The sequence below is a fragment of the Mesorhizobium sp. M8A.F.Ca.ET.181.01.1.1 genome, assembly GCF_004792025.1.
Lineage (GTDB): Bacteria > Pseudomonadota > Alphaproteobacteria > Rhizobiales > Rhizobiaceae > Mesorhizobium.
Map to the genome: position 1 here is coordinate 282,723 of NZ_SRTV01000004.1, position 24,088 is coordinate 306,810.

At 65.9% G+C, this 24,088-nt stretch carries 21 protein-coding genes; 10 read left to right on the top strand and 11 right to left on the bottom strand.

The features are described from left to right. Positions 1-82 precede the first annotated feature (82 nt). The 6 genes from EN824_RS17200 to EN824_RS17225 are packed head-to-tail and all read left to right on the top strand — an operon-like array spanning position 83 to position 5,370. The gene (locus tag EN824_RS17200; protein ID WP_127275936.1) at positions 83-904 is read left to right on the top strand and encodes a sugar phosphate isomerase/epimerase; all 822 of its coding nucleotides are present in this window, start codon (positions 83-85) and stop codon (positions 902-904) included. Between the two features lie 3 nt (positions 905-907). Next, complete coding sequence (locus EN824_RS17205; protein ID WP_127275935.1) at positions 908-1,984, top strand: Gfo/Idh/MocA family oxidoreductase; 1,077 nt, start codon at positions 908-910, stop codon at positions 1,982-1,984. Then, complete coding sequence (locus tag EN824_RS17210; RefSeq protein ID WP_127275934.1) at positions 1,984-2,802, top strand: sugar phosphate isomerase/epimerase; 819 nt, start codon at positions 1,984-1,986, stop codon at positions 2,800-2,802. Before EN824_RS17205 ends, EN824_RS17210 begins: the two co-directional genes overlap by 1 nt. Continuing rightward, positions 2,802-3,632 carry an alpha/beta hydrolase gene (locus EN824_RS17215; RefSeq protein WP_135932559.1) on the top strand — a complete coding sequence of 277 codons (831 nt, stop codon included), beginning with the start codon at positions 2,802-2,804 and terminating at the stop codon, positions 3,630-3,632. Before EN824_RS17210 ends, EN824_RS17215 begins: the two co-directional genes overlap by 1 nt. After that, positions 3,629-4,351 (top strand): ribulose-phosphate 3-epimerase, encoded by a 723-nt coding sequence (locus EN824_RS17220; RefSeq protein ID WP_135932560.1) that lies wholly within the window; start codon positions 3,629-3,631, stop codon positions 4,349-4,351. Before EN824_RS17215 ends, EN824_RS17220 begins: the two co-directional genes overlap by 4 nt. Beyond that, positions 4,348-5,370, top strand: coding sequence for an ROK family protein (locus tag EN824_RS17225; RefSeq protein WP_135932561.1), 1,023 nt, complete (start codon positions 4,348-4,350; stop codon positions 5,368-5,370). The genes EN824_RS17220 and EN824_RS17225 overlap by 4 nt, the downstream gene beginning before the upstream one ends. A 173-nt stretch (positions 5,371-5,543) precedes the next feature. Here EN824_RS17225 and EN824_RS17230 read toward each other — a convergent pair whose 3' ends face one another. Further along, a complete protein-coding gene (locus EN824_RS17230) occupies positions 5,544-6,872 on the bottom strand; it encodes a dicarboxylate/amino acid:cation symporter (RefSeq protein ID WP_135932562.1) in 1,329 nt (442 codons plus the stop codon). 312 nt (positions 6,873-7,184) lie between these two features. On the opposite strand from EN824_RS17230, the gene EN824_RS17235 reads away from it, so the two are divergent. Genes EN824_RS17235 through EN824_RS17245 form a run of 3 tightly spaced genes read left to right on the top strand, consistent with a single transcriptional unit; the run spans position 7,185 to position 10,806 of the window. Continuing rightward, positions 7,185-9,002, top strand: a complete 1,818-nt coding sequence (locus EN824_RS17235) for a sensor histidine kinase (RefSeq protein ID WP_127870669.1) — start codon at positions 7,185-7,187, stop codon at positions 9,000-9,002. Then, a complete protein-coding gene (locus EN824_RS17240) occupies positions 8,999-10,351 on the top strand; it encodes a sigma-54 dependent transcriptional regulator (protein WP_127278728.1) in 1,353 nt (450 codons plus the stop codon). The genes EN824_RS17235 and EN824_RS17240 overlap by 4 nt, the downstream gene beginning before the upstream one ends. 29 nt (positions 10,352-10,380) lie before the next feature. Further along, positions 10,381-10,806 (top strand): GNAT family N-acetyltransferase, encoded by a 426-nt coding sequence (locus tag EN824_RS17245; RefSeq protein WP_127278729.1) that lies wholly within the window; start codon positions 10,381-10,383, stop codon positions 10,804-10,806. Here the strand turns inward: EN824_RS17245 and EN824_RS17250 are convergent, their stop codons facing one another. The 9 genes from EN824_RS17250 to murA all read right to left on the bottom strand — a co-directional run bounded on the left by EN824_RS17250 (position 10,807) and on the right by murA (position 21,625). Further along, positions 10,807-11,922: an anhydro-N-acetylmuramic acid kinase gene (locus EN824_RS17250; RefSeq protein ID WP_127278730.1), complete on the bottom strand. Its 1,116-nt coding sequence runs from the start codon at positions 11,920-11,922 to the stop codon at positions 10,807-10,809. 4 nt (positions 11,923-11,926) lie between these two features. Then, the gene (locus EN824_RS17255; RefSeq protein WP_127278731.1) at positions 11,927-12,931 is read right to left on the bottom strand and encodes a serine hydrolase; all 1,005 of its coding nucleotides are present in this window, start codon (positions 12,929-12,931) and stop codon (positions 11,927-11,929) included. Positions 12,932-13,139: 208 nt separating this feature from the next. Further along, positions 13,140-14,888, bottom strand: coding sequence for an ABC transporter ATP-binding protein (locus EN824_RS17265; protein WP_127278732.1), 1,749 nt, complete (start codon positions 14,886-14,888; stop codon positions 13,140-13,142). Then, on the bottom strand, positions 14,885-15,724 hold the full coding sequence (locus tag EN824_RS17270; protein ID WP_127870608.1) for an ABC transporter permease: 840 nt from the start codon (positions 15,722-15,724) through the stop codon (positions 14,885-14,887). The genes EN824_RS17265 and EN824_RS17270 overlap by 4 nt, the downstream gene beginning before the upstream one ends. Beyond that, positions 15,724-16,683 carry an ABC transporter permease gene (locus EN824_RS17275; RefSeq protein ID WP_127278733.1) on the bottom strand — a complete coding sequence of 320 codons (960 nt, stop codon included), beginning with the start codon at positions 16,681-16,683 and terminating at the stop codon, positions 15,724-15,726. The genes EN824_RS17270 and EN824_RS17275 overlap by 1 nt, the downstream gene beginning before the upstream one ends. Positions 16,684-16,717: 34 nt before the next feature. After that, entirely contained in the window at positions 16,718-18,232 is a 1,515-nt protein-coding gene (locus EN824_RS17280; protein WP_127870610.1) for an ABC transporter substrate-binding protein, read from the bottom strand. Positions 18,233-18,402: 170 nt separating this feature from the next. Continuing rightward, on the bottom strand, positions 18,403-19,326 hold the full coding sequence (gene murQ / locus EN824_RS17285) for an N-acetylmuramic acid 6-phosphate etherase (RefSeq protein WP_127278084.1): 924 nt from the start codon (positions 19,324-19,326) through the stop codon (positions 18,403-18,405). A 164-nt stretch (positions 19,327-19,490) separates the two neighbouring features. Further along, positions 19,491-20,372, bottom strand: coding sequence for an N-acetylglucosamine kinase (locus EN824_RS17290; protein WP_127278083.1), 882 nt, complete (start codon positions 20,370-20,372; stop codon positions 19,491-19,493). Further along, positions 20,369-21,625, bottom strand: coding sequence for a UDP-N-acetylglucosamine 1-carboxyvinyltransferase (gene murA, locus EN824_RS17295; protein ID WP_127278082.1), 1,257 nt, complete (start codon positions 21,623-21,625; stop codon positions 20,369-20,371). Before murA ends, EN824_RS17290 begins: the two co-directional genes overlap by 4 nt. 172 nt (positions 21,626-21,797) lie before the next feature. Between murA and EN824_RS17300 the strand changes: the two genes are divergently transcribed. Then, positions 21,798-22,649 carry a MurR/RpiR family transcriptional regulator gene (locus EN824_RS17300; RefSeq protein WP_127278081.1) on the top strand — a complete coding sequence of 284 codons (852 nt, stop codon included), beginning with the start codon at positions 21,798-21,800 and terminating at the stop codon, positions 22,647-22,649. A 13-nt stretch (positions 22,650-22,662) separates the two neighbouring features. On the opposite strand, the gene EN824_RS17305 is transcribed toward EN824_RS17300, so the two are convergent. Next, positions 22,663-24,018, bottom strand: a complete 1,356-nt coding sequence (locus tag EN824_RS17305; protein ID WP_127278080.1) for a glutamine synthetase family protein — start codon at positions 24,016-24,018, stop codon at positions 22,663-22,665. Positions 24,019-24,088: the final 70 nt, after the last annotated feature.

Below are 24,088 nucleotides of genomic sequence, written 5' to 3' on the forward strand. Positions count from 1 at the left end.
CGTTCCGCTACTCGTGTTGTTCTTCTAGCGCCACATCATCGCGGGGCGGCATCGAGAGTAAGCGGTATCAAGGAATGAAAGGATGAACGTGAAAGACCTCAAAGTCGGCTGCCAGACCTTCACCTGGGAAATGCTGGGAGACCGGTTTACCGGCGGCCCCGACGATCTCCTGAAGGCGATCGGCGATGGCGGCTATGCCGGCATCGAGATCACCGACACCATGATCGGCCGCTATGCCGGCAAGCCGGCCGAGTTCGCCGCTGCCCTGAAGTCGTCCGGGCTGACGCTCGTCTCCTTCGCCTTCGGCTCACGCAGCGGCTTCACGCTGAAGGATCAGATCGGCACCGATCTCGAAACCGCCAAACGCTGGATCGACTTCGTCGCCGCCTTTCCCGGCGCGCTGGTGTCGATGGGCTCGGCGACCGTGGTGTCCGACGGACCGCGCGCCGACAAATTCGCCATCGCGGCGGAAGTCTACAACAAGGCCGGCGAGCTCGGCCGCAAGGCTGGCGTCCAGGTGGCGGTGCATCCCAGTTCGCACCACAACACGCTGCTGTTCGACCGCGCCGACTACGACGCGATTTTTGCCTTGCTCGATCCCGACCTGGTCGGCTGGGTGCCGGACACCGGTCACATCCTGCGCGGCCACAAGGACATGGCCGACACGCTCACCACCTACCGTGACCGCATCCGCTACATCCACCTCAAGGACGTCGACGCCAGCGGCACCTGGGCGATGCTGGGCGAAGGCGTCTGCGACACACCTCAAGTCATCGAAATCGCCGGTACCGCGCCGCACTTCAACGGCTGGCTGGTGCTGGAAGAAGAATCCGACACGGCCGCCGCCGATCCGGCCGCGGCGGTCAAGACCAACCGCCGGACAATGCGCGGCTACGGGGCCTGAGCGATGATCATGAAACAGGACAGACGCCTCAGGATCGGGGTGCTCGGCTGCGGCCCGATCGCGCAGTTCGCGCATCTGGAATCCTGCGTCAAGGCCGGCAATGCCGACCTCTACGCTATCTGCGACGCGGCGCCCGATCTGCTCGCCCGCATGGGCGCCACCTACGAACCGCAGAAGATGTATGCCGACTATGACGCGATGCTCGCCGATCCGGAGCTGGAAGCGGTGATCGTCGCCACGTCGGATGCCTATCACGTGCCGATGTCGATCAAGGCGCTCGATGCCGGCAAGCATGTTCTCTGCGAAAAACCGATCGGCACCTCGGTGGAGGAAGGCGAGGCGCTCGCGGCGGCGGTCAGGCGCTCCGGCAAGGTGCTGCAGGTCGGCCACATGAAGCGCTTCGACCCGGCGCTGGAGGCCGCGCGCGACTTCGTCCGCGACGAGATGGGCGAGGTGCTGGCGCTGAAGGCCTGGTATTGCGATTCCACCCACCGCTACACCAACACCGATGCCGTGCAGCCGCTGCCCGTCACCAGCAAGCTGGCGAAAAAGCCGGCGGGAAATCCCAAGGCCGATCTCAGGCAATATTTTATGCTGGCGCACGGATCGCATCTGGTCGACACGGCCCGCTTCCTCTGTGGCGACATCGTCGCCGTGCACGCCCGCCTCAACGAGCGCTTCGGCGCCTATTGCTGGTTTGTCGAGACTGAATTCGCCAGCGGCGCGCTCGGCCATCTCGATCTGACCGTCGCCGTGCGCATGGATTGGCACGAGGGCTTCCAGCTCTATGGCGAGAATGGCTCGGTCATCGCCAAGACCTTCAACCCCTGGTACTTCCGCGCCAGCGAGGTGGACATCTTCCATGAGAAGGACGCGACCTCGCGCAAACCGCTCGGCGCCGACGGCCATTTCTTCCGCCGCCAGCTCGAAGGCCTTGCCGACACCGTGCTCACTGGCGCGCCGATGCGCGGCGCCAATGTCGAGGACGGCATCGCCTCGATCCGCGCAATGGTGGCCATTGCCCGCTCTGTTGTATCAGGCGAACGGGTTGAGCTCGCCTCGGTTTCGGGTGCCGTCTGATGCGCCTCGGCATCTTCGCCAAGACTTTTCCCGGCACCGACCCGGCCGTCGTGCTGGCCGCGGTCAAGCAGGCCGGATATGAGACGACGCAGTTCAATCTCGCCTGCGCCGGCCTGCCGTCGATGCCGGATGCGGTGCCGGCGGATGCCGTCGCTGCCATCCGTGTCGCTGCGCGATCGTCTGCCGTTTCGTTGGCGGCGCTCTCGGGCACCTACAACATGGCGCATCCCGACAGGACGGTCCGCGACGAGGGCTTGAGGCGCTTGGGGGTGGTCATCGACACTGCCGCCGCCCTTGCCATCCCGTTGGTCACGCTCTGCACCGGCTCGCGCAATGCAGCCGACCAGTGGGCATATCATCCCGACAACGCCACACCGGCCGCCTGGTCCGACATGGCCGCCGAGATGGAAAAGGCGCTGGCGCTGGCCGAGACCGCAGGCGTGGATCTCGGCATCGAGCCTGAGCAGGCCAACATAGTCACTTCGGCGAGTGATGCGATGCGCCTGATCGCCGAGATGGGCTCGAAGCACCTGAAGATCGTGCTCGACCCGGCAAACCTGTTCGAGCACGCGACGCCGGACGAGGCGCGCACCATCGTCGCCGCCGCGATCGATGAAGCCGCCGGCCACATCGCCATGGCGCATGCCAAGGACCGGCACGGTGACGGCCGCTTTGCCACCGCAGGGCAAGGCGTTGTCGACTTCCCGGATTTCGTCGCGCGGCTGAAGGGCGTGGGTTTCGATGGCGCGCTCGTCACGCACGGCTTGTCCGCCGACGAGGCTGCCGGCGTCGCCGCCTTCCTGCGAGGGTTGCTCTGATGGGCGCGGCGCCGACGATCATGCTGTGCGACGATGCAGCGCTCCGTGTCTTCGATACGGGGCAGGGCCTTCCCATCGTCTTCCAGCACGGTCTCGGCGGCGATGCCGCGCAGGTGGCTTTGAACTTTCCCGACAGCCCTTCGCGCCGGCGGCTGACCGTCGAATGCCGCGCGCAAGGCGGCGCCAGTGCCGGCAGCAAGCGTCCGTTCTCGATCGCGATGTTCGCCGATGATGTAATGAACGCGGCCGACGCAGCCGGAATGGAGCGTTTCGTCGCGGGCGGCATCTCGATGGGAGCGGCGATTGCGTTGCACCTGGCGGCCCGCCACCCGGATCGCGTCTCTGGTCTCGTGCTGGTGCGCCCCGCCTGGACCTTCGACGTGGCCCCCCAGAATATGCAGCCTTACGTCGAAGTGGCGGAACTCATCCGGCGGCTTCCGTTGGCTGAGGCGCGCGCGGCCTTCGCCTCCTCCGCGACCGCTGCCCACTTTCGCGACGAGGCGCCGGACAATCTCGCCTCGCTGCTCAGCTTCTTCGCGCGCGAAAACGCAACCGTTTTTGCCGAGGTGATGCAGGCGATCGCCAATGATGGACCCGGCGTGACGCGGGCCGAAGCTGCCGGCCTTGCGATGCCCACGCTCGTCATCGGCAGCGGCATCGATCTCGTCCATCCCTTGGCGACCGCCCGCGAACTCGCCAAAACCATCCCGAACGCAGCCTTCGCCGAGGTGAGCTCGAAAGCCACCGACAAGGATCGCCATTTCGCCGAAATCCGCGCCGCCATCGGCGGCTTCCTCGACAGAAATTTTAGCAACCAGGACCAGTCATGATCTCGAAACCTTTGTCAGGCCCGGCCGCCATCGCCGCATTGCCGCGCGATCGTCTGATCGCCGAATTCTCGCTCTGGTCGGCCAATCTCGCCAATTTCGAAAGCGATTTGAAACGCATCGAACCGCATGTCGATCTCCATCACATCGACGTGGCGGACGGCCATTTCGCGCCGTCCTTCCTGTTTTTCCCCGATCTCGTCGCCCGCATTGCCAAGCTGACGGCCAAGCCCATCCATGTCCATCTGATGGTCGATGGGGCAATCGTCGAAGAACAGACGCGTCAGTTCATCGAGGCCGGCGCCGACATGATCAGCGTCCATGCCGAGAATGGCGAGGCGGGCCTGCGCGCCGTGCGGCTGGCGCGCGAACTCGGCGCCGAGGCCGGCGTCGTGCTGAGGCTGGAGACCCCGGTCGAGGCGGTGACGCCTTTCGTCTCCGAGGTCGCTTTCGTCACGCTTCTCGGCACCGCGATCGGCGTCAAGGGCCAGGGCCTGTCGGAGAAAGCCTGCGACAGGCTGGGCGAGGCCCGCGCCATCCTGCGAAAGGCCGGCCGCGAGACGGCGGTGGTGCTCGCCGCCGACGGCGGCATCCGCCACGAAACCGTGCCGCTGCTGCGCGCCGCCGGCGCCGAGACGGTGGTGCTGGGTTCGCTCGCTTTCGGCGACAAGGATCTCGCCGGCCGCATCGGCTGGCTGTATGGGCTGAAGGTCGCGGCATGAGCATTGAAGCCGCCCTTGCGATCGATCTTGGCGGCACGGAGCTTCGTGCCGCCCTGGTCGACCGTGACGGCAAGATCCTGGCCTTCGCGGCGGTGCCGACGCAGGCGCAGGCCGGCCCCGACGTGGTGATCGGCCAGATCGAGGCGCTGGCCGCGACCATCCATGCCGAGGCGCCGGCACTGTCGATCCTCGGCGTCGGCGTCGGCGCGCCGGGTCCGCTCGATCCGCTGGCCGGCATCGCGGTCGGACCGCCGACGCTGGCCGGCTGGCAGGACGTGCCGCTGGCCGACATACTCGAGCGCCGGCTCGGCCTGCCGGTACGGCTGGAGAACGACGCCAATGCGGCAGCGCTCGGCGAATGGCGTTTCGGCGCCGGCCACGGCGCTCGCTCGCTGGTCTTCGTCACCGTCTCGACCGGGATCGGCGGCGGTGTCGTTGCCGACGGCCGCATCCTGCACGGCCGCCGCGGCCTTGCCGCCGAGATCGGCCACATGACCATTACCAACGAGGGCGAGCGCTGCGTGTGCGGCGTCATCGGCTGCTTCGAGGCCATCGCCTCGGGCACGGCGCTCGGCCGCCGCGCCAACGCTGCGACGTCGCCCCTGGACGGCTCGACGCTGCGCCGCCTCTCGGCAAACGCCGAGGTCACCGGTCGTCACGTGGTCGAAGCGGCACGGCTGCAGGACGACCTCGCCGTGGCCTTGCTCGAGGAGGAGGCCCGCTGGCTGGGCGTCGGCTTCACCAATCTCTTGCATCTCTATTCGCCCGATGTGCTGGTCGTCGGCGGCGGAATCGCCAATGGCCTCGACCTGATGGCGCCCGTCATCGGGGCGACCATCCGCCAGCGCGCCATGCGCGCCTATCGCGACGTGCCGGTGGTCCAGGCCCAGCTCGGCCGCCACGCCGGACTGGTCGGCGCGGCCAGCCTCGTCCTGTTCGACGATGGCGGCACATTGGCGGCTCCCATGCCTGCCGGCCCAAGCACATATCCGAAGAGGAGGAGGGACTTCAATGGCTGAGGTCAAGCTGCCCGGCCCTGTCTCGCGGCAAGTCGATCCGTCGCGCTGCCATCTTTTCGCTGCCGATGGCAAGGCCCTGGCGCCGCTGGGCAAAGCCGCCTGGCAGCGATGACACATGACAATGGCCGCAAGCGGTGTGCTTGCGGCCATGCTCCTTGGCATGAAACCGTGGATCACTCGGCGGGAACGATGTCCGCCGGCAGGCTGTCGTCGGCCGTGCCAGCCAGTGCCCGGGCCAGCTTGGCTTCGTCGAGCTCGCCTTCCCAGCGCGCCACGACCAGCGTGGCCACCGCATTGCCGACGAAGTTGGTCAGCGCCCGGCATTCCGACATGAAGCGGTCGACGCCGAGGATCAGCGCCATGCCGGCGACCGGCACGGAGGGAACCACCGAAAGCGTGGCGGCAAGGGTAATGAAGCCGGCCCCGGTGATGCCGGCGGCACCCTTCGAGGATAGCATCGCCACCAGCAGCAGCAGGATCTGATCCGATATCGACAGATGGATGTTCGTCGCCTGGGCGATGAACAGCGCCGCCAGCGTCATGTAGATGTTGGTGCCGTCGAGGTTGAAGGAATAGCCGGTCGGGATGACCAGCCCGACCACCGAGCGCTTGGCGCCGGCCTTTTCCATCTTCTCCATCAGCGAGGGCAGGGCGGCTTCCGAGGACGATGTTCCGAGCACCAGCAGCAGCTCTTCCTTGATGTAGCGGATGAGCGACAGGATCGAGAAGCCGTTGTAGCGGCAGACCGCACCCAGCACGACGAAGACGAACAGGAACGAGGTCGCGTAGAAAGTGCCGACCAGCATGGCGAGGTTGATGACCGAGCCGATGCCGTATTTGCCGATGGTGAAGGCCATGGCGCCGAACGCGCCGATCGGGGCTGCCCTCATCAGCACGCTGACCAGCTTGAACATCGGCGCCATCAGTGCCTGCAGGAAGTTGAGCACCGGCGCACCCCGGTCGCCGACCAGCGCCAGCGCGATGCCGAACAGCACCGAGAAGAACAGCACCTGCAGGATGTCGCCATCGGCGAAGGCGCCGACGATGGTGCCGGGGATGATGTTCATCAGGAAGCCGGTGACAGACTGGTCATGTGCCTTGGCGGCGTAGGTGTTGACGGTCGACGCGTCGAGCGTCGCCGGGTCGATGTTGAAGCCGGCGCCCGGCTGCACGACATTGGCCACGACAAGGCCGATGATCAGCGCCAGCGTCGAGAAGGTGAGGAAGTAAAGCATCGCCTTGCCGGCGACGCGGCCGACCTTCTGCAGGTCGCTCATGCCGGCGATGCCGGTTGCGACCGTCAGGAAGATGACCGGCGCGATGATCATCTTGACCAGCTTGATGAAGGCGTCGCCGAGCGGCTTCATGCTCTCCCCGATCGACGGATAGTAGTGGCCAAGCAGGATGCCGACGGTGATCGCCACCAGCACCTGGACGTAAAGCTGGGCATAGAGGGGCTTGCGCTGCGCGGCGGGCGCGGCGGATTGGTCTGCGATATGCATCGAACTCTCCCTGGCCGGAAGGGACGGACATGCGCCGTCCTGCGTGACTTCTCCCATCGCGGCGCTCCGGTTGCCCGCCGCTGGAAGAACTTTTGCAAGCGCCGTGCCAAATCGGAGGAAGGCCGGAATCCCCGGGTTTCGGCCGTTCCTGCCCCCGCTTTCGACGGAGACGTGTGCGGATTTCCGCACACGTCTTGTTTGCCCTGGCGGAATTTCGCATTAGACTGGGGGCCAAAGCCGTGCAGGGAAGGGAGAGGGCCGACGCCGCGACAGCGCATCGATAGCGAAACCCCTGGGTTTGCCGGCCGCGACCTGTTGCGCGAAGCGGTAGCGCGCCTGCGTGATGGGCGTTGGCTGCTTGCGGCAATCGCGCTCGCGGTGCTGGCCGGCGCGGTTGCCATTGCCGGCCGCATCGCCGCGGGCCAGGCGGCCGGCGAGCTGCGCGATGGGGCACTGGCCGCCTTGCCCCTGGCGGCGGGAACCTTGACCGGCGAAATCGAAAAGCAGCGTCTCGTGCCGCTGGTGCTGGCGCGCGACGATGCGGTGCGCGATGCGCTGCGCCGCGCCGGGAAGGTCGAGGAAACGGCTCTCGACGCCAAGCTGAAGGCGATAGCCGGCGATGCATTGGCCTCGGCCATCTATGTCATCGACACTGCGGGCATCGCGATATCGGCCAGCAATGCCGGCCAGCCGGACAGCTTTGTCGGCATCGACTATAATTTTCGCCACTATTTCACCGATGCGATGGCCAAGGGCGCTGCCAGTCAGTACGGCCTCGGCACGATCAGCGGCAAGCCGGGACTCTACCTCGCCGGCCGTGTCGACGATGCCGGCAAACCGCTTGGCGTCGCGGTCCTGAAGGTCGAACTCGGCGGTGTCGAAGCCAATTGGCGCGCAAGCGGCTTTCGCGTTTTCGTCACCGACGAACGCGGAGTCGTTCTGGCCACCAGCCAGCCCGACTGGCGGTTCCATGCGCTGGCGCCGCTCTCCGCCGCGGATGCAGCCGCCGCGCATGCCCAGCTTCAGTTGGACGCAGCCTTCGAACCGCTGCCGATACGGCGTGGCGCCGGTGATGGCCTGGCGACAATCGAGGAGGCTGGAAAATCGCGCCGGTTCGTCGAGGTGGTGCAGGACTTGCCTGGTGCCGTCCCCGGTTGGCGCCTATGGTTGCTGACGCCCGCCGATGCCGCCCTGACCGCCGCCGCCAACACGGCGCGCCTGACGACGCTGCTCGGGCTGTTGTTGACGGGCTTGCTTGCCTATGTGCTCACCCGGCGCCGCCGCACAAGCCGGCTGCGGCAGGAGGCGCTGGCCCGCATGAACATCGAGCTGGAGAGCCGGGTCAGCACAAGGACGGCCGAATTGACGCGATCGAATACGGCGCTTGCCGGCGAAATCGCCGAGCGCGAAAACGCCGAGGCCAAGGTCCGCCGGCTCCGCGACGATCTCGCCCAGGCCAACAGGCTCTCCATCCTCGGCCAGATCGCCGCCGGCGTCGCGCATGAAATCAACCAGCCGGTCGCCGCCATCCGTACCTATGCCGAGAATGCCGGCCGCTTTCTCGACGCCGGCAAGACCGAACCGGCGAGCGGCAATCTGACGTCGATCGTCTCGATGACCGAACGCATCGGCGCCATCACCAGCACCTTGCGCAGTTTCGCCCGCCGGCCCGGCGTTGCGGCATCGCCACTGCCGGTGCGCGAGGCGATCGAAGGTGCGCTGTCGCTTCTGTCCGGCCGCATCCGCGATTCCGGCGTCACCATCGTCAAGCCGCACGGCACCGCCTCGCCATTGGTGATGGCGAGCCGCATCCGGCTGGAGCAGATCCTCGTCAACCTGTTGCAGAACGCGCTGGACGCCATGAAGGACCGGCCCGATCCCCGCATCGAGATCGACCTCGCCGAACGTGACGACCGGGTGCTGATTTCGGTGCGCGACAATGGTCCCGGCCTCGGGCCGGAAGCCGCCGGAAATCTGTTCATGCCGTTCCAGACCACCAAGGAGAAGGGGCTTGGCCTCGGCCTGGTGATCTCGCAAGAGATCGCCCAGGAATTGGGCGGCACGCTGCGGCTCGACCCCGACACCGCCGGCGGCGCATCCTTCACCATCGACTTGAGGCGGATCGAATGACCGAGGGATCAGGGCTGGTGGCGCTCGTCGATGACGATGCGGACCTGCTGCATGCCACCACGCAACTGCTCGAACTTGCCGGTTTCACAGTAATTGCGCTGAAGGCCGCCGAAGCGGCGCTCGGCGTTGTCGACGAGAGTTTCGAAGGCGTGGTGGTCAGCGACATCCGCATGCCCGGCATGAACGGTCTGCAGCTCTTCGACCGCGTCAAGGCAGTTGACGCCGACTTGCCGGTGATCCTGGTTACCGGGCATGGCGATGTCGATCTTGCGGTCGCCGCGCTCAAGGATGGCGTCTACGATTTCATCCCGAAACCCTATGCGGCGGAGCGCTTGGTCGAGGCGCTGAAACGGGCATCGGAGAAGCGGCGGCTGGTGATGGAAAACCGGCGGCTGCGCGAAGCCGCGGCACTTGCCGCCGACGGTATGCCGTTGATCGGCGAGGCGCCCGCCATCCGCCGATTGCGCGAGACCTTGCGCCAGATCGCCGACATGGATGTCGACGTGCTGGTGGAAGGCGAGACGGGAACCGGCAAGGAAGTGGTGGCCGACCTCCTGCACAGATGGGGCAGGCGCCGTGCAAAGCCCTTCGTGGCGCTGAACTGCGGCGCCCTGCCGGAGACCGTCATCGAGAGCGAACTGTTCGGTCACGAGGCCGGCGCGTTCACCGGCGCGCAGCGGCGACGCATCGGCCGCGTCGAGCACTCCAGCGGCGGCACGCTGTTTCTCGACGAGATCGAATCCATGCCGCCGGCCCTGCAGGTCAAGCTCTTGCGGGTGCTGGAAACGCGCAGCCTCACCCCCCTCGGCTCGAACGAGACACGGCGCCTCGATCTCAGGGTCGTCGCGGCGACCAAGGTCGATCTCGGCCGGCCGGATCAACGCGGCGATTTCCGCGAGGACCTCTATTTCCGCCTCAACGTGGTGACGCTGCGCATCCCGCCCCTGCGCGAGCGGCGCGGCGATATCCCGATGCTGTTCGGGCATTTCCTCGGCAAGGCCGCGGAACGCTTCGGCCGGCCTGTCGGCAAGGTGAATGCCGCCGTGAGCGATTATCTCCAGTCGCACGACTGGCCGGGCAATGTGCGTGAACTGGCGCATTTCGCCGATCGTGTCGCGCTCGGCCTTGGGCCCGATGACGAGGCCGGCGCGAGCCCCGCGCGGCCGGGGCCTGCCGCCGCGCTGCCCGAAAGGGTTGGGCAGTACGAGGCGCAGCTCATCCGCGACGCGCTACGCGACCATGGCGGCGACGTGCGCGGCGCCATCGACGCGCTCGGCGTGCCGCGCAAGACGTTCTACGACAAGCTCAAGCGCTATGGCATCGCCGCATCCGACTTCCGCCCCTCTTGATGCTTCCAACCCCGCAATCCGGAAAAGCCATGAACACCACGCTCGAAACGACCGCCAATCCCCGCCCGGAAGAACTCGCCTTTCTCGGTGAACGGCTGACGGCGTTCAACGATAGCGATGTCGGCGCTTCCCAGAGGAAGGCACTGGCCGTTTTCGTCCGCGACGAGGCCGGTGCGATCGTCGCCGGGATCTCCGGCTATACCGCCTGGGGCTGGCTCTATGTGCAATGGCTGTGGGTCGATGAAAGGCTGCGCGGCCGGCACATGGCTGGCCAGATGCTCGAGGCGGCCGAACAGGAAGCCGTGGCGCGCGGCTGCCACGGCGCGTTGATCGACACCTTCAACCCGAACGCCGACAAGGTCTACCAGCGCCAGGGCTATCAGCCGTTCGGCACCCTTGCCGATTTCCCCGTCGGCCGCAGCCGTATCTTCCTGCAGAAAAGGCTGGTTGCGTGATCAGCCTGCCAGTTTGCCGCCGCGCATCGGCTGCGGCGCACCCGTCGTGCTCGGGAAACTGATCGGCAGGCCACGCAGGACGCGGACCGCGAGGAAGGCGAAACACTCCGCCTCCACTGCGTCGCCACTCCAGCCGAGGCTTTCGGCCAGCACCACCTCGACGCCAGCGCGGCTGGCCAGCATGGCCATCATCGTCGGGTTGTGGCGGCCGCCGCCACTGACCACCAGCTTCTTCGGCCGGCTGGGCAGGAGGTCGAGCGCCTTGCCTACGGCGCCGGCCGTGAAGGCGGTGAGCAGGGCGGCGCCATCCTCGGCATCGAGGCCGTCGGCCATGGCGGCGCCGAAATCGAAACGGTCGAGCGATTTCGGATAGGGCTTGCTCAGATAGGGATGCTGCAACAGCTTGGCGAGCCGGGCTTCATCCACCTTGCCCGCGCCGCCCAGCGCGCCGTCGCGGTCCATTTCGCCGAGCCCTTTCGACTTGATGAAATCGTTGAGCGGCGCGTTGGCGGGGCCGGTGTCGAAGGCGATGACATTGTCGGCGCCGTCCCACCAGGTGATGTTGGCGACGCCGCCGAGATTGAGCACGGCCACTTCGCCACTGGCGCCGGCGCTGCGCATCAGCGCGGTGTGATACGCGGCTGCCAAGGGCGCGCCCTGTCCGCCGGCGCGCATGTCGGCCGAGCGGAAATCATAGGCAACCTTGGTGCCCAATATCTCATGCATCAGCTCACCATCGCCGAGCTGCCGGGTCTGGCCGAGCCGTCCGACCTGCGGCGCCCGATGCAGCACGGTCTGGCCGTGGAAGCCGACGACGCCAATCTCGGCCATCGTCATGCCGTGGCCCTCGACCAGTTCCTTGACCGCCGCCGACTGGGCGCGCGTCAGCGCCTCTTCGGCCTTGCGGAAGATCGCCGGTTCTGGCCCGGTGAAATTCCAGGCCCTGGCCGCCGTCAGCGTCTCTTCCAGCAAGGAGCGGATCGATTGGGGATAGGGCATCAGCCGGTAGGTACCGAAATCGTCGATCCGCTCGCCGTCGGTCTTGATCAGCGCCACGTCGATATTGCCGTCAAGTACGGTGCCGGTCATCAGGCCGACGGCCCAGATTGGTTCCATGGTCCTAGTCCCTGTTGATGAGATCGCCGACCGCCTGCCGCAGCGAAACGATGCCGCTGTCGAAATGACGTGTCGGATGAATGCGGTTGGTGAGCAAGGTCCATGCCTTGCCTCTGTCGAAGTCGATCCACAGCCCGGTGCCGGTAAAGCCGGTATGGCCGATCGTTCCCGGACCGCACAGCGCACCGCCGGACCACCCTTCATAAGGGCATTCCCAGCCATGGGTGCGGGTGGCCGACAAGGGCGTACGCATCAACGCGATCGAACGCTCAGATGCGCCGGTGCCGTCCAGCAGCGCTTGCGCGAAATCGAGCACCGAAGCGGCCGTGCCGAACAGGCCGGCATGACCCGCACCTTGCAGGGCCGAGCAATTGTCGTCGTGCACCTCGCCCGACAGCACGCGATGGCGCCAGGTGCAGTCCTCGGTCGCGGCGGTGGCATCGGGTTCAGCGAACCAGGCAAAACCCGGCCCGGGCTCCATGTCGCGGATGCTCTTGCCCGACAGCCGCTCCAGCGCGAAGCCGAGCAGGATGAAGTTGATGTCGGAATAGACGGGATCACGGGCGCGCCATTCGCGCTGCAGGATGAAGGCGCGCAGCAGTTCGGGATCGCGTCCATAGGTGTAAATCGGCTCGACGGCAGGGAAGGGCGTCTGGTGGCCGAGGCACTGGCGGAAGGTCACCTTCCGCTCCCAGGCGTTCGCGTCATACTGGCGAAGGTCGGGAAGCAGGGTGATCAGCGGCGCGTCGAGATCGATGGTGCCGTCCTGCGCCAGCGCCAGGATGCGTGGCGTGGTGAAGATCACCTTGGTCAGGGACGCCAGGTCGAACCAGGTGTTTTCCCGCATCGGCCTGACCTTGGGCACGAGCTGTGCCGAGCCAATTGCGCGGACGATGCGTTCGCCACTTTTGTCGACAATGCCGAGCACGCCGCCGGGGATACACTTGGCCGAGACGGCCGTTGCCAAGGGCGCGAATGCGCGATTGAAGATCTGGGCGAGGTCGCTCAATGCCGGCCTCCTTCGGAGAAGTAGCGCTCTACGGCGCCCCCCTCTGTCCTGCCGGACATCTCCCCCTCTAGGGGGGAGATTGGCAGTTCGTGCGCGGCGCCAGCCCTCAGACGTTGGAGATTGGCGAAAGCCGTGACGGCATCCGATCTCCCCCCTAGAGGGGGAGATGCCCGGCAGGGCAGAGGGGGGCGCTGTCCCGCTGACATGTCTAGGTTTCCATCCTCACTTTGTGATCCGCCCCAAACTTCTCCCATTTCGCCGGCGCCGGTTCATACCCCTGCGGCCTGACCAGCGAAGGGACCTGACGCGTGTCGATCTCGAAATGCTCGTGCCGACGATCGATCGCCGGAACGGCTGATATCAGCTTCTTCGTATAGGAATGCCTCGGCTTCGACAGCACGGACTGCGCGTCGCCGATCTCGACGATCTGGCCGGCATAAATGACGGCGATGCGGTGCGCGATCCGTTCGACCACCGCCATATCGTGCGAGATGAACAGATAAGCCAACCCAAACTCGCGCTGCAGGTCGACCAGCAGCTCCAGCACCTTCGCCTGCACCGAGACATCGAGCGCCGAAACCGCTTCATCGAGAACGACCACGGACGGGTTGAGCATCAGTGCGCGGGCAATACATAGCCTTTGCCGCTGGCCGCCGGAGAATTCATGCGGATAGCGCTCGAGGCTGTTCTTGGGCAGGCCGACGCGTTCGAGCAGGCTCGCCATCCTGGCCCGTGTTTGGGCATCCACCCGCCCACCGGTGGCGATGACCGGCTCGGCGAGGATGCTCTCGATGGTGAGCCTCGGGTTGAGCGACGCGTAGGGGTTCTGGAACACCATCTGCACGGGCTTGGCACTGCGCTCCGCCGACGCCATTCGGCTGGCGACGGAGAAATTGCCACGCGTCGACCGCACCAGCCCCAACACCGCCTTGGCGGTGGTGGATTTGCCCGAGCCGCTCTCGCCGACGATGGCCAGCGTCTCGCCTTGCATCAGGTCGAAGTCGACGCCGTCGACGGCATGCACCGCGCCGGTCGCGCGACTGAAGAAACTGCTCTTGAGCGGAAACCGCACCACGAGCCCATCGACCTTCAAGGCCGGCTGCGTGTTCGCGCCCTTGTCGCGCAGCCCGTCCGCGCGCGTGGCCCGACCGCTGGCGAAATGCGGCACGTCCTGCAGCAGATGCTGCGTGTAGGGATGCTGGGGGCTATCGAGGATCTGGTTCAGTTCGCCGTGTTCCACGGCCTCTCCGTTCTGCATCACCATCACCTTGTCGGCGATGCCGGCGACCAGGCCGATATCGTGCGTGATGAAGATCATCGACATGCCGCTTTCGCGCTTCAGCTCGGCCAGCAGCGCCATGATCTGTGCCTGCACCGTCACGTCGAGCGCCGTCGTCGGCTCGTCGGCGATCAGCAGGCGCGGATTGCAGGCGAGCGCAATGGCAATCATCACCCTTTGCAGCATGCCGCCGGACAGCTGGTTGGGCGTGTATTTCAGCCGTCGCGCGGCATCGGGAATGCGCACGCGGTCGAGCGCGTCCCTGGCTGCCGCCGTCGCTTGCCGGCCCGTCAGCCCGCGATGCAGCCGGAACGATTCCTCGATCTGCGTGCCGATGGTCAGCACCGGGTTGAGCGACGTCATCGGTTCCTGGAAGATCATGCCGATTTCGGCGCCGCGAATGCCGGTCAGTTGTGGCTCGGTTGCGGTCGCCAACTCGAAGATGGTCCCATCGGCCCGCTTGAGCTTCATCGAGCCGCCGGTGATGCGGCCGCCGCCGAAGTCGACGAGCCGGTTGATCGACAGCGCGGTGACGGATTTGCCCGAGCCGCTCTCGCCGACAATGGCCAGCGTCTCGCCGTCGGCGACATCGAAACTGACGCCGCGCACCACTTCGTTGGCCTGGGGATTGCGGCCGAAGCCGACGCGCAGGTCTAAAACCGAGAGGAGCGGGGTCATGCCAACGCCCTTCGCATCTTCGGGTCGAGAATGTCGCGCAAGGCGTCGCCCAGCAGGTTGAAGCCGAGGATGCTGATCATGATCGCCAGGCCGGGGAAGATCATCAGCCAGGGCGCCGTCTCCATCAAATTGCGGCTGTCGCTCAGCATCAGGCCGAGCGAGGCGGCGGGCGGCTGCGTTCCGAGGCCAAGGAAACTCAAGCCGGCTTCCGTCAGCAGCGCCCAGGCGAGCGCCAGCGTCACCTGCACGGTCAAGGGCGCCACAAGGTTGAGCAGCAGATGCCGCGTCACGATGTAGGACGAACTGCTGCCGAAGGTACGCGCCGCATCGACGAACTCGCGTGTCTTGAGCGACAGCGCGGGGCCGCGAACCACCCGCGTGAAGATCGGCGTGTAGACGATGCCGATGGCCACCACGCTGGTCCAGGTGCCCGGCCCGGCAACGGTAACGATGAGCAGCGCCAGCAGGATCGCCGGGAAGGCCAGCAGCACATCCATGACCCGCATCACCACGCCGTCCCAGCGGCGGCCGAGCCAGGCGGCGGCAAGCCCCAGCACCGTGCCGGCAAGGGTGGCGAAGGCAACCGAGAAGAAGGCGACCGTGAAGGACTGGCCGATGCCCGCCATCAGCCGGCTGGCGACGTCGCGGCCGAACAGGTCCGTGCCCATCCAGTAGCCGGCGCTCGGCGCGTGCAGACGGTCGATGCGGTATTGCGTGATCGGATTGTGCGGCGTCAGCCCGAGCAGGCCAAGGATGGCGAGCAGCAGATAGACGCAGACGATGCCGCCGCCGATGCGGCCGCTGCCATGCCGGAAGACGGCGCGCAGGATGCGCATCACTGTTCCCCAAGCCGGATGCGCGGATCGAGCGCGACATAGGCGAGGTCGACCAGGAGATTGACGATCATGAAGTTGAAGGCGATGAACAGCACGCTTCCCTGCACCAGCGCGTAGTCGCGCTGCAGGATGGCGTCGAGCACCATGCGCCCGAGGCCGGGCAGGGCGTAGATCTGCTCGACGATGACCGCGCCTCCCAGCAGATAGCCGAACTCGATGCCGCTCAGTGTCACGACCGGGATCAGCGCGTTGGGCAAGGCATGCCGCCAGATGACGCTGCGCGCCGAGGCGCCCTTGCTGCGCGCGGTTCGCACATAATCGTCGCTCAGCACGTCGAGCATGGCGGAACGGGCTATGCGGGTGACGGACGCCGCGAAGGCGAAGCCGAGCGTGATGGCGGGCAGGATCAACTGGCTGAGATTGCGCAAGGGATCCTGCCAGAGCGGCGCGAATTCCCCCATCGCCGGCAGTACGCCGAAGCCTGCCGAAAGCGTGTAGATGATCAGCAGTCCAAGCACGAAGCTCGGCGTCGACTGGCCGATCATGGCGACGATACGCACGCCGAGATCGGACGGCTTCTCATTGTGGGTGGCCGCGTAGATGCCCGCGGGCATGCCGACGGCGAGCGCGATGACCATCGACAGCAGAGCCAGTTCGAGCGTCAGCGGGAAGCGCTCGAGGATAACGTCGAGAACCGGCCTGCCATAGGTGACGGAGATGCCGAAATTACCGTGCAGGATGCCACCGACCCAGCGCCAGTACTGGATGAACCAAGGCTGGTCGATGCCGAAATAGGCGGCGAGCGAATCCCGCTGTGCCGGCGTCAGCAGGCCGGCTTCGGTGCCCAGCATCGCCGTGATCGAATCGCCGGGCACCATCCTGATCGCGACGAAGACCAGGATGGACACGCCAAGCAGGACGAGAGGAAACGTCGCCAGCCGTCGCAAGAGATAGTCCACGCGAAGAAGTCCTCTCGTCCAATGCCTCCGGCGGCTACTGCTGGATGGTAACCTTGCTCAGGCTGAACAGCGTGCCGGTCGGCGTCGGCACGAATCCGGCGATGTTCTTCTGCTGCGCCGTGTAGCTGTAGGACGTGTAGAGCCAGATCCAGGGCGACATCTCGGCGAGATGCTTCTCGAACGCGGCGAAGATCGCCTTGCGTTTGGCCGGGTCGGTCTCGGCGCGGCCCTGCTGCATCTGGCTGTCGAGCGTGTCGTCGATGTAGTTCGACACCTTTTGCAGATTGCCAGCCTTGGTCCAGTAGCGGTTGTACATGGTGTAGGGGTCGGCACGGCCGCCATTGAGCGCGATCGCCATGTCGAAATCGCCCTTCAGCCAGGCGTCGACATAGACGTTGAGCTCCATCATCTTGATGTCGAGCTTGACGCCGATTTCAGCGAGCTGCGACTGGATGACCTGGGCTTCCGCCGCCGCCGTCGGCGGCTCGCCGGTGGCCCCGATCACGGTCGCCGAAAAGCCGTCGGCAAAGCCGGCCTCGGCCATCAGCTTCTTGGCCTTCTCGACATCGCGCTTGTAGCAGAACAACTGGGTCGGATCGGTGGCGAGCGCCGGGATGGTCAGCGGCCCGGTGACTTTGCCTTCGCCGAGCGAAGCGGTGTCCAGCACCTCCTGCCGGTCGATGGCGCATGAGATCGCCTGGCGCACCTTGAGCTCCGTCATCGGCTTGCGCGACGGATTGAGCTGCAGAACGTGATAGGCCAGCACCGGCACGCGGTTGAGCTGCAGGGTGGGTTCTTTCGGCACCAGCGTGGCGACGAGCGGATCATTGAGCAGGGCAAAATCGATTTGCTTGGTACGCATGGCGGCGAGGATCGCCGCTTCGTCCGGCAGTACGCTGATCTCGATGCCGTCGACGCCGGTAGCACCCCCGGCCCAGTCCTTGTTGGCGCTCAGAACTTCCTTGGCGTTGGGGTCCCATTTGTCGAGCTTGAATGGACCGGAACCGACCGCCTTGGTGCCGATCGAACCGGCCTTGATCTCGGTCGCCGGAACGATGGCCGCGTTGACGTCGCTCATCGCCGTCAGGATCGGCACGTCGGGCTGCGAGAGATGGAACACTACGGTCGCCGCATCCGGCGTGTCGATGCTCGCGATAGACAGGAAGTTGGCGCGGGCGGCGGCACCCGTCTTCTCGTCGAGGATGCGCTCGAAGGAGGCCTTCACGTCGGCGGAGGTCACGGCCGTGCCGTCCTGGAATTTCGCCTTGGGATCGAGCTTGAAGGTCAGCTCCTTGCCGTCCTTGGAGAACTCCCAGGAGCTGGCGATGGCGGGGATGATCTGCAGGCTGGCATCGACCCGCACCAGCGGCTCGTAGATCAGCTCCAAAAGCCGCAGCGACGAGAACGCCGTCTGCTTGTGCGGGTCAAGCCCGGTGGCGTCCTGCGACCATGCCATGTGCAGCGTCGCCGCCTGCGTCGAAACCGTCGCGATGCCCAGCATCGCGCCAAGGGTAATGCCCGAAAGCAGCCTTCTTGTAAGATGAACCATTCTCGTCTCCCACTATTGAACTCGATGCCTTGCAGTTTCCGTCGGCCGCTTCCATGGCACACATGCTTTGGAATATCGGCCCAGTCTATGCGGCTTGACGCCGTCTTGTCCCATGCGGCTTCTTGCCGTCATGTCTAAAGCGGCTTTCAGCCGTCATGTCCCGGGCGGCCTCAGGCCGCTTCGTCGCCGATCGCCTTTCGCAGGAACCCTCCGGCCTTGAACAGCGCGGCCCGCGCCGCTTCGACGTCGAGGCCGGTAATGGTCACCAGGATCGCCAGCTTGACGTCATTGCCGGTCCGGTCGAGCGCCTGTCGCGCCTGCGGCGCGGTGCAGCCGGTCGTCTGCATGACGATCCTGATCGCCCGGGCGACCAGCTTACGGTTCGACGGGTTAAGGTCGACCATCAGATTCTGGTAGCTTTTGCCGATGCGGATCATCGAAGCCGTGGTCAGCATGTTGAGCACCAGCTTCTGCGCGGTTCCCGATTTCAGCCGCGTCGAGCCGGTGAGCACTTCGGGGCCGACGACGGGCGAGATGGCGATGTCGGCGATGCCGGCAATGGTCGATGCCGGATTGCAGGACAGCGCGACCGTCGCCGCGCCCAACTGCTTGGCATAGGTCAGGCCGCCGATCACATAGGGCGTGCGCCCGCTGACCGCGATGCCGACCACCACGTCATCGGGTGTGAGCCCGATGTCCTGCAAGGCCTTGGCGCCCATCTTCGGGTCATCTTCGGCGCCTTCCAGCGAGCGCACCAGCGCGTCGGATCCACCGGCGATCAGGCCGACGACCATGCCTTCGGGTACGCCGAAGGTCGGCGGGCATTCCGAAGCGTCGAGCACGCCAAGCCGGCCGCTGGTGCCGGCGCCGATGTAGATCAGCCGCGCGCCTTTCTGGAAGGCGAGCACGATGCGATCCACCGCGGCGGCGATTTCCGGCATGACCTTTTCGACGGCCGCCGGGACAAGCCTGTCCTCGTCATTGATCCTGCGCAGGACGTCGATGGTCGGCAACAGGTCGATATCGACGGTCCTTGGGTTCCGGCCTTCGGAAACCAGCCGGTCCAGCTCAGACATCAACCCTTGCTCGGTCATTCCAGCGCTTTCAAAATCATGCTGCACGGCGTCCGGCACCGCTCGACGGGCGGAGCGCGTCCGGATCCTGGGTCCGTCATCGCAGTTTTCTTTGTTAACTTTTTAGAATTCAATATTCACATCGTCAATCGAATTTTGGAATATTTTATTCCTATCTTGTCGACCTATCCTCCGCCAACCGACCTCTTGGCAAGAATGATCGCGCCGGACACGGCGTCGCCGTCGGCGGGCTTCAGGCGGCGGCGCACGTCAGGGGAGAGCCAGGGTTCGAGGGGGCTGGCGAGGCCGCCGAGCAAGGTCACGCGCGGCGCGCCTTTTTCGAACAGCACCCGCACCAGTGTGTCGATCTGTTCGGCGGCGCTTTGCACGATGCGGCGTCCGACAGGGTCGCCCTGGTCGGCATGGCGCATCACCATGGGTGCAAGCGCGGCATAGTCCGTCGCGCTGGCGCGGTCCATCCAGGCGACGGCCTCCATCGGGTCGCCGGCGAAGCGCTGCATGACCTCCGCCAGCAACGCGGTCCGTTCGTGCCGGCCGTCATGGGCGCGCAATGCCAATTGCACGGCTTTCAGTCCGAGGTCGGCGCCGCTGCCCTCGTCGGAGATCGGAAATCCATAGCCGCCGGCGCGCAGGTCGCGGCCCTCGACAAAGCCAAGGCCGATCGAGCCTGTCCCGGCAATGACGATGGCGCCGTCCTTGCCGGAGTGCGCGCCAAGGCAGGCGCCGACGCCGTCGCTGACGAAATCGGTGCTGGCAAAGGGATGCGCGATTGCCCGCAGCGCCTCCAGCGCGCCCTTGCGGCCGATACCGGCAAGGCCGATGCCGGCATGGATCCGGGCGGTCTCGGCTGGCGCGAAACCTGCTTCCTCGACCGCTGCGCCGAAGGCTTTCGCGATCGAGGCCCAGGCTGCCTCGATACCGAGCCGCGTCGTCGCCGGGCCGGACAGGCCCTGTCCCAGCACCACGCCTTGCGCGTCCTCGAGGCGGGCGCGGCAACCGCTGCCGCCACCATCGACGCCGAGGAAATAATGCGCCTCGGTATTCATGCGCCCAGCCGCTCGATGTCGGCGCCGCAAAGGCGCAGCTTGCGATCCAGTTGCTCATAGCCGCGGTCGAGGTGATAGACGCGGTTGATTGTTGTCTCGCCTTCACTGACCAGCGCCGCCAGCACCAGCGACACCGAAGCGCGCAGGTCGGTGGCCATCACCTGCGCGCCATGGAGCTTCGCGCCGCCGCGCACCAGCGCCATGGTGCCTTGCAGCTTGATGTTGGCGCCGAGCCGCATCAGTTCGGGCACATGCATGAAACGATTCTCGAAGATGGTCTCGCGCAGCAGCGACGCACCCTCCGCACAGCACATCAGCGCCATGAACTGCGCCTGCAGGTCGGTCGGAAAACCGGGATAGGGTTCGGTCGTCAGGTCGGCGGCCTTGAGCGGCCGGTCGCGCGACACGATCAGGCCGCGATCGCCCGGCCAGACACTCACCCCCGTCGCCTCCAGCAATTGCACCACCGAGGCCATGTGTTCGAGCCGGGCATGGGTGAGTTCGAGCTGGCCGCCGGTGATCGCCGCGGCGATCGCATAGGTGCCGGCCTCGATGCGGTCGGGGATGATGTCGTGCCTGGCGGCGTGCCAGCTGGTGTCGCCCGCAATCAGGATGCGGTGCGTGCCGGCGCCCTCGATGCGCGCCCCCATGGCGTTGAGGCAAGCCGCGAGATCGGCCACTTCGGGTTCGCGCGCGGCGTTGAGGATTTCGGTTTCGCCCTTGGCCGTGGTCGCCGCCATCATGGCGGTTTCCGTCGCTCCGACCGATGGCGAGGGGAGCACGATGCGGGTGCCGGTCAATCCGTTCGGCGCTGAGGCAACGATCAGGCCGTTCTCGATGGCGATCCTGGCGCCGAGTGCGGCGAGTGCGGCGACATGCATGTCGACCGGCCGCGCGCCGATCGCGCAGCCGCCCGGCAGCGAAACCCGCGCATGGCCGAACCGCGCCAGCAACGGCGCCAGGACGAGCACCGTCGCCCGCATCTTCCGCACCGTGTCGTAGGACGTCTCCTTGGAGACGGCGGCACTGGTGTCGATGGTCGCGGCATGGGCGGACCGCGTCACGTCGGCGCCGTGAAGCCGTACCACACCGAGCATGTTTTCGACGTCGGTCACATCGGGCAGGTTGGTCAGTTCGAGCGGGTAGGGGCTGAGCAGCGAAGCCGCGATCTGCGGCAAAGCGGCATTCTTGGCGCCCGATATGGTGACCGCGCCTTGCAGTCTCTGTCCGCCGACGATCCGCAATCTGTCCATGACTGAAACCTTGATGATGAGGGCCACGCCCGGGATCTGCCTGGGAAAGCCTGCTCCGAATCCCGGATATTGATCCGGGTCGAGTTGAGAATTAATTCTGCGTTCTTGGCTGTCAATCGAAATTGGAATAATTTATTCCTCGTCTTGCAAGTCTGAACAGCGAGGAATTCCCGTGTCCGTCCTAAGCAGGATCAATGCGAAGCTCGACGGCATGGCGCCCGGCGATCGCGAGATCGGCCGGTACATCGTCGACAATCCCGACCAGATGCTGCGCCTGTCGACGGCGGCGCTCGCGGCCGAGATCGGCCGCAGCCAGTCGAGTGTCGTCAAGTTCAGCCAGAAGCTCGGCTATGCCAGCTACCAGGAGCTCAAGCTCGCCGTCAGCGAGGCCAAGGCGCAGGACTGGCAGGTGCCGGCCGGTGTCATCCATGGTTCGATCGAGGTCGGCGACAACTTTCCGGTCATCCTGAAGAAGCTGATCGGCAGCAAGCTGCTGTCGATGCAGCAGACCGTCGCCGCCAACAGCGAGCGCGTCATCTCGCGGACGCTGGAACTGCTGGATGGCGCGCGCCGCATCCATCTGGTCGGCGTCGGCGCCTCCTCGCTGGTGGCGCGCGACTTCTCCTACAAGCTGATGAAGCTCGGCCGCAATGTGCTGCACGACAGCGACAGCCACATCCAGATGGCCAATGCCGCGACGCTCGGGCCTGGCGACGTGCTGTTCGCGATCTCCTATTCCGGCGCCAGCATCGAAACCTTGCGCATCGCCGAACTTGCAGCCAAGCGCGGAACAATGGTGATCGCCGTCACCGGCCTGCACGACAATCCGCTGAGCCGGGTCGCCGACATCCGCCTCTACACCATCGCCGACGAGGAGCGAGCGCGCTCCTCCTCCATCACCGCGCGCGACGCGCAGCTCACACTAACCGACCTGTTGTTCATCCTGTTGGTGCAGAGGCAGCCCGACGCCAACGACTATGTCCACAACAGCGAGGCGGCGGTCTCGGTGCTGAAGGCCGGATGATCGCCGTAAACACTCAGACGCTTTCGAGATAGGTCTCGATCTCGAAGTCGCTGACGTTGAGGGCAAAGGTGTTCAACTCCTGGCGTTTGCAGGCGACAAAAGAGTCGCGCAGGATCGCCGGGAAGATCTCCGCCACATGCGTTCCACCTTCGAAAGTGGCGATCGCGGAGGCCCAGTCCGGCGGTAGCTTGGCTGGCGCCGCGCCTTGGCCATCGCTCCCGGTAGGCTCGCCCGGCGACATCTGTCTTTCGATGCCGATCAGGGCTGCTCCCAATATGGCGGCAAGCACCAGATAGGGATTGGCATCCGCCCCCGACACGCGATGCTCGATGCGGCGCGCCCCGGTCGGGCCGCCGGGAATGCGGATCGCGACCATGCGGTTCTCGTAACCCCAGGCGACCGCGGTCGGTGCATAGGAGCGCGGGCGAAGGCGGCGATACGAATTGAAGTGCGGTGCGAAGACCAGCGTGCTCTCGGCCATCGCCGCCAGCAGCCCGCCAACCGCGTTGCGCATGGTTTCGGAGCCCTGATCAGTGCCGTCGTCGAACACGTTGCGACCGTCGGCGTCGACCAGGCTGAAATGGACGTGAAAGCCGTTGCCGGCCCGGTCGCCATAGGGCTTGGCCATGAAGCAGGCGGCAAAGCCATGCTTGCGGGCAATGCCCTTCACCGTGCGTTTGAACAACACCGCATCGTCGGCCGCCCGCAGGGCGTCCGCGACATGGTTGAGGTTGATCTCGAACTGGCCGACGCCGTTTTCGGCAATCGCCGTGTCGACGGGAATGCCTTGCGCCCGGCAGGCCTCGTAGACGTCGTGGATGAAGGCCTCGAAATCGTCGATCTCGTCGATCGACAATGCCGCGTCGGAATCGAGACGCCGCCCGGTGACCGGCGAGACAGGTCCGACCGGCCGCTGCGACTGCGGATCAACCAGATAGAATTCAAGTTCTGTCGCCGCGACCGGGGTCAGGCCGAGCGCCTTGTAACGGTCGAGGATACGGGCCAGCGCGCGCCGGGGATCGCCGAGATAGGGCGCTCCGCTCTCGTCGGCGAGCCAGAGCGGGACGAGCGCCGTCGGATGCGCCGTCCATTCCACCGGCAGAATGCCGCGTCCCGTCCATTGGCAAAGGCCATCGGCATCGCCGGTCGAGAAGACCAGGCTATTGCCTTCGATGTCCTCGCCCCAGACATCGAGCCCGATCAGCGAATAGGGCATGCGCAGCTTGCCCTCCAGCGCCTTGCGGGCCTGCTCGACCGGGATGCGCTTTCCCCGCATGATGCCGTTGAGGTCGCACACTGCGGCCCTCAGGCTCTGGATGTCGTTTCGGCTCTCGAGCCAGCTCAGAACGTCCGCAATTGCATCGCTCAATTTCCGTTACCTCTGGTTCCCTGCGGTGCCGCGCCTGAGGCGGCCACCCTATTTCACGACAAGACGGCTG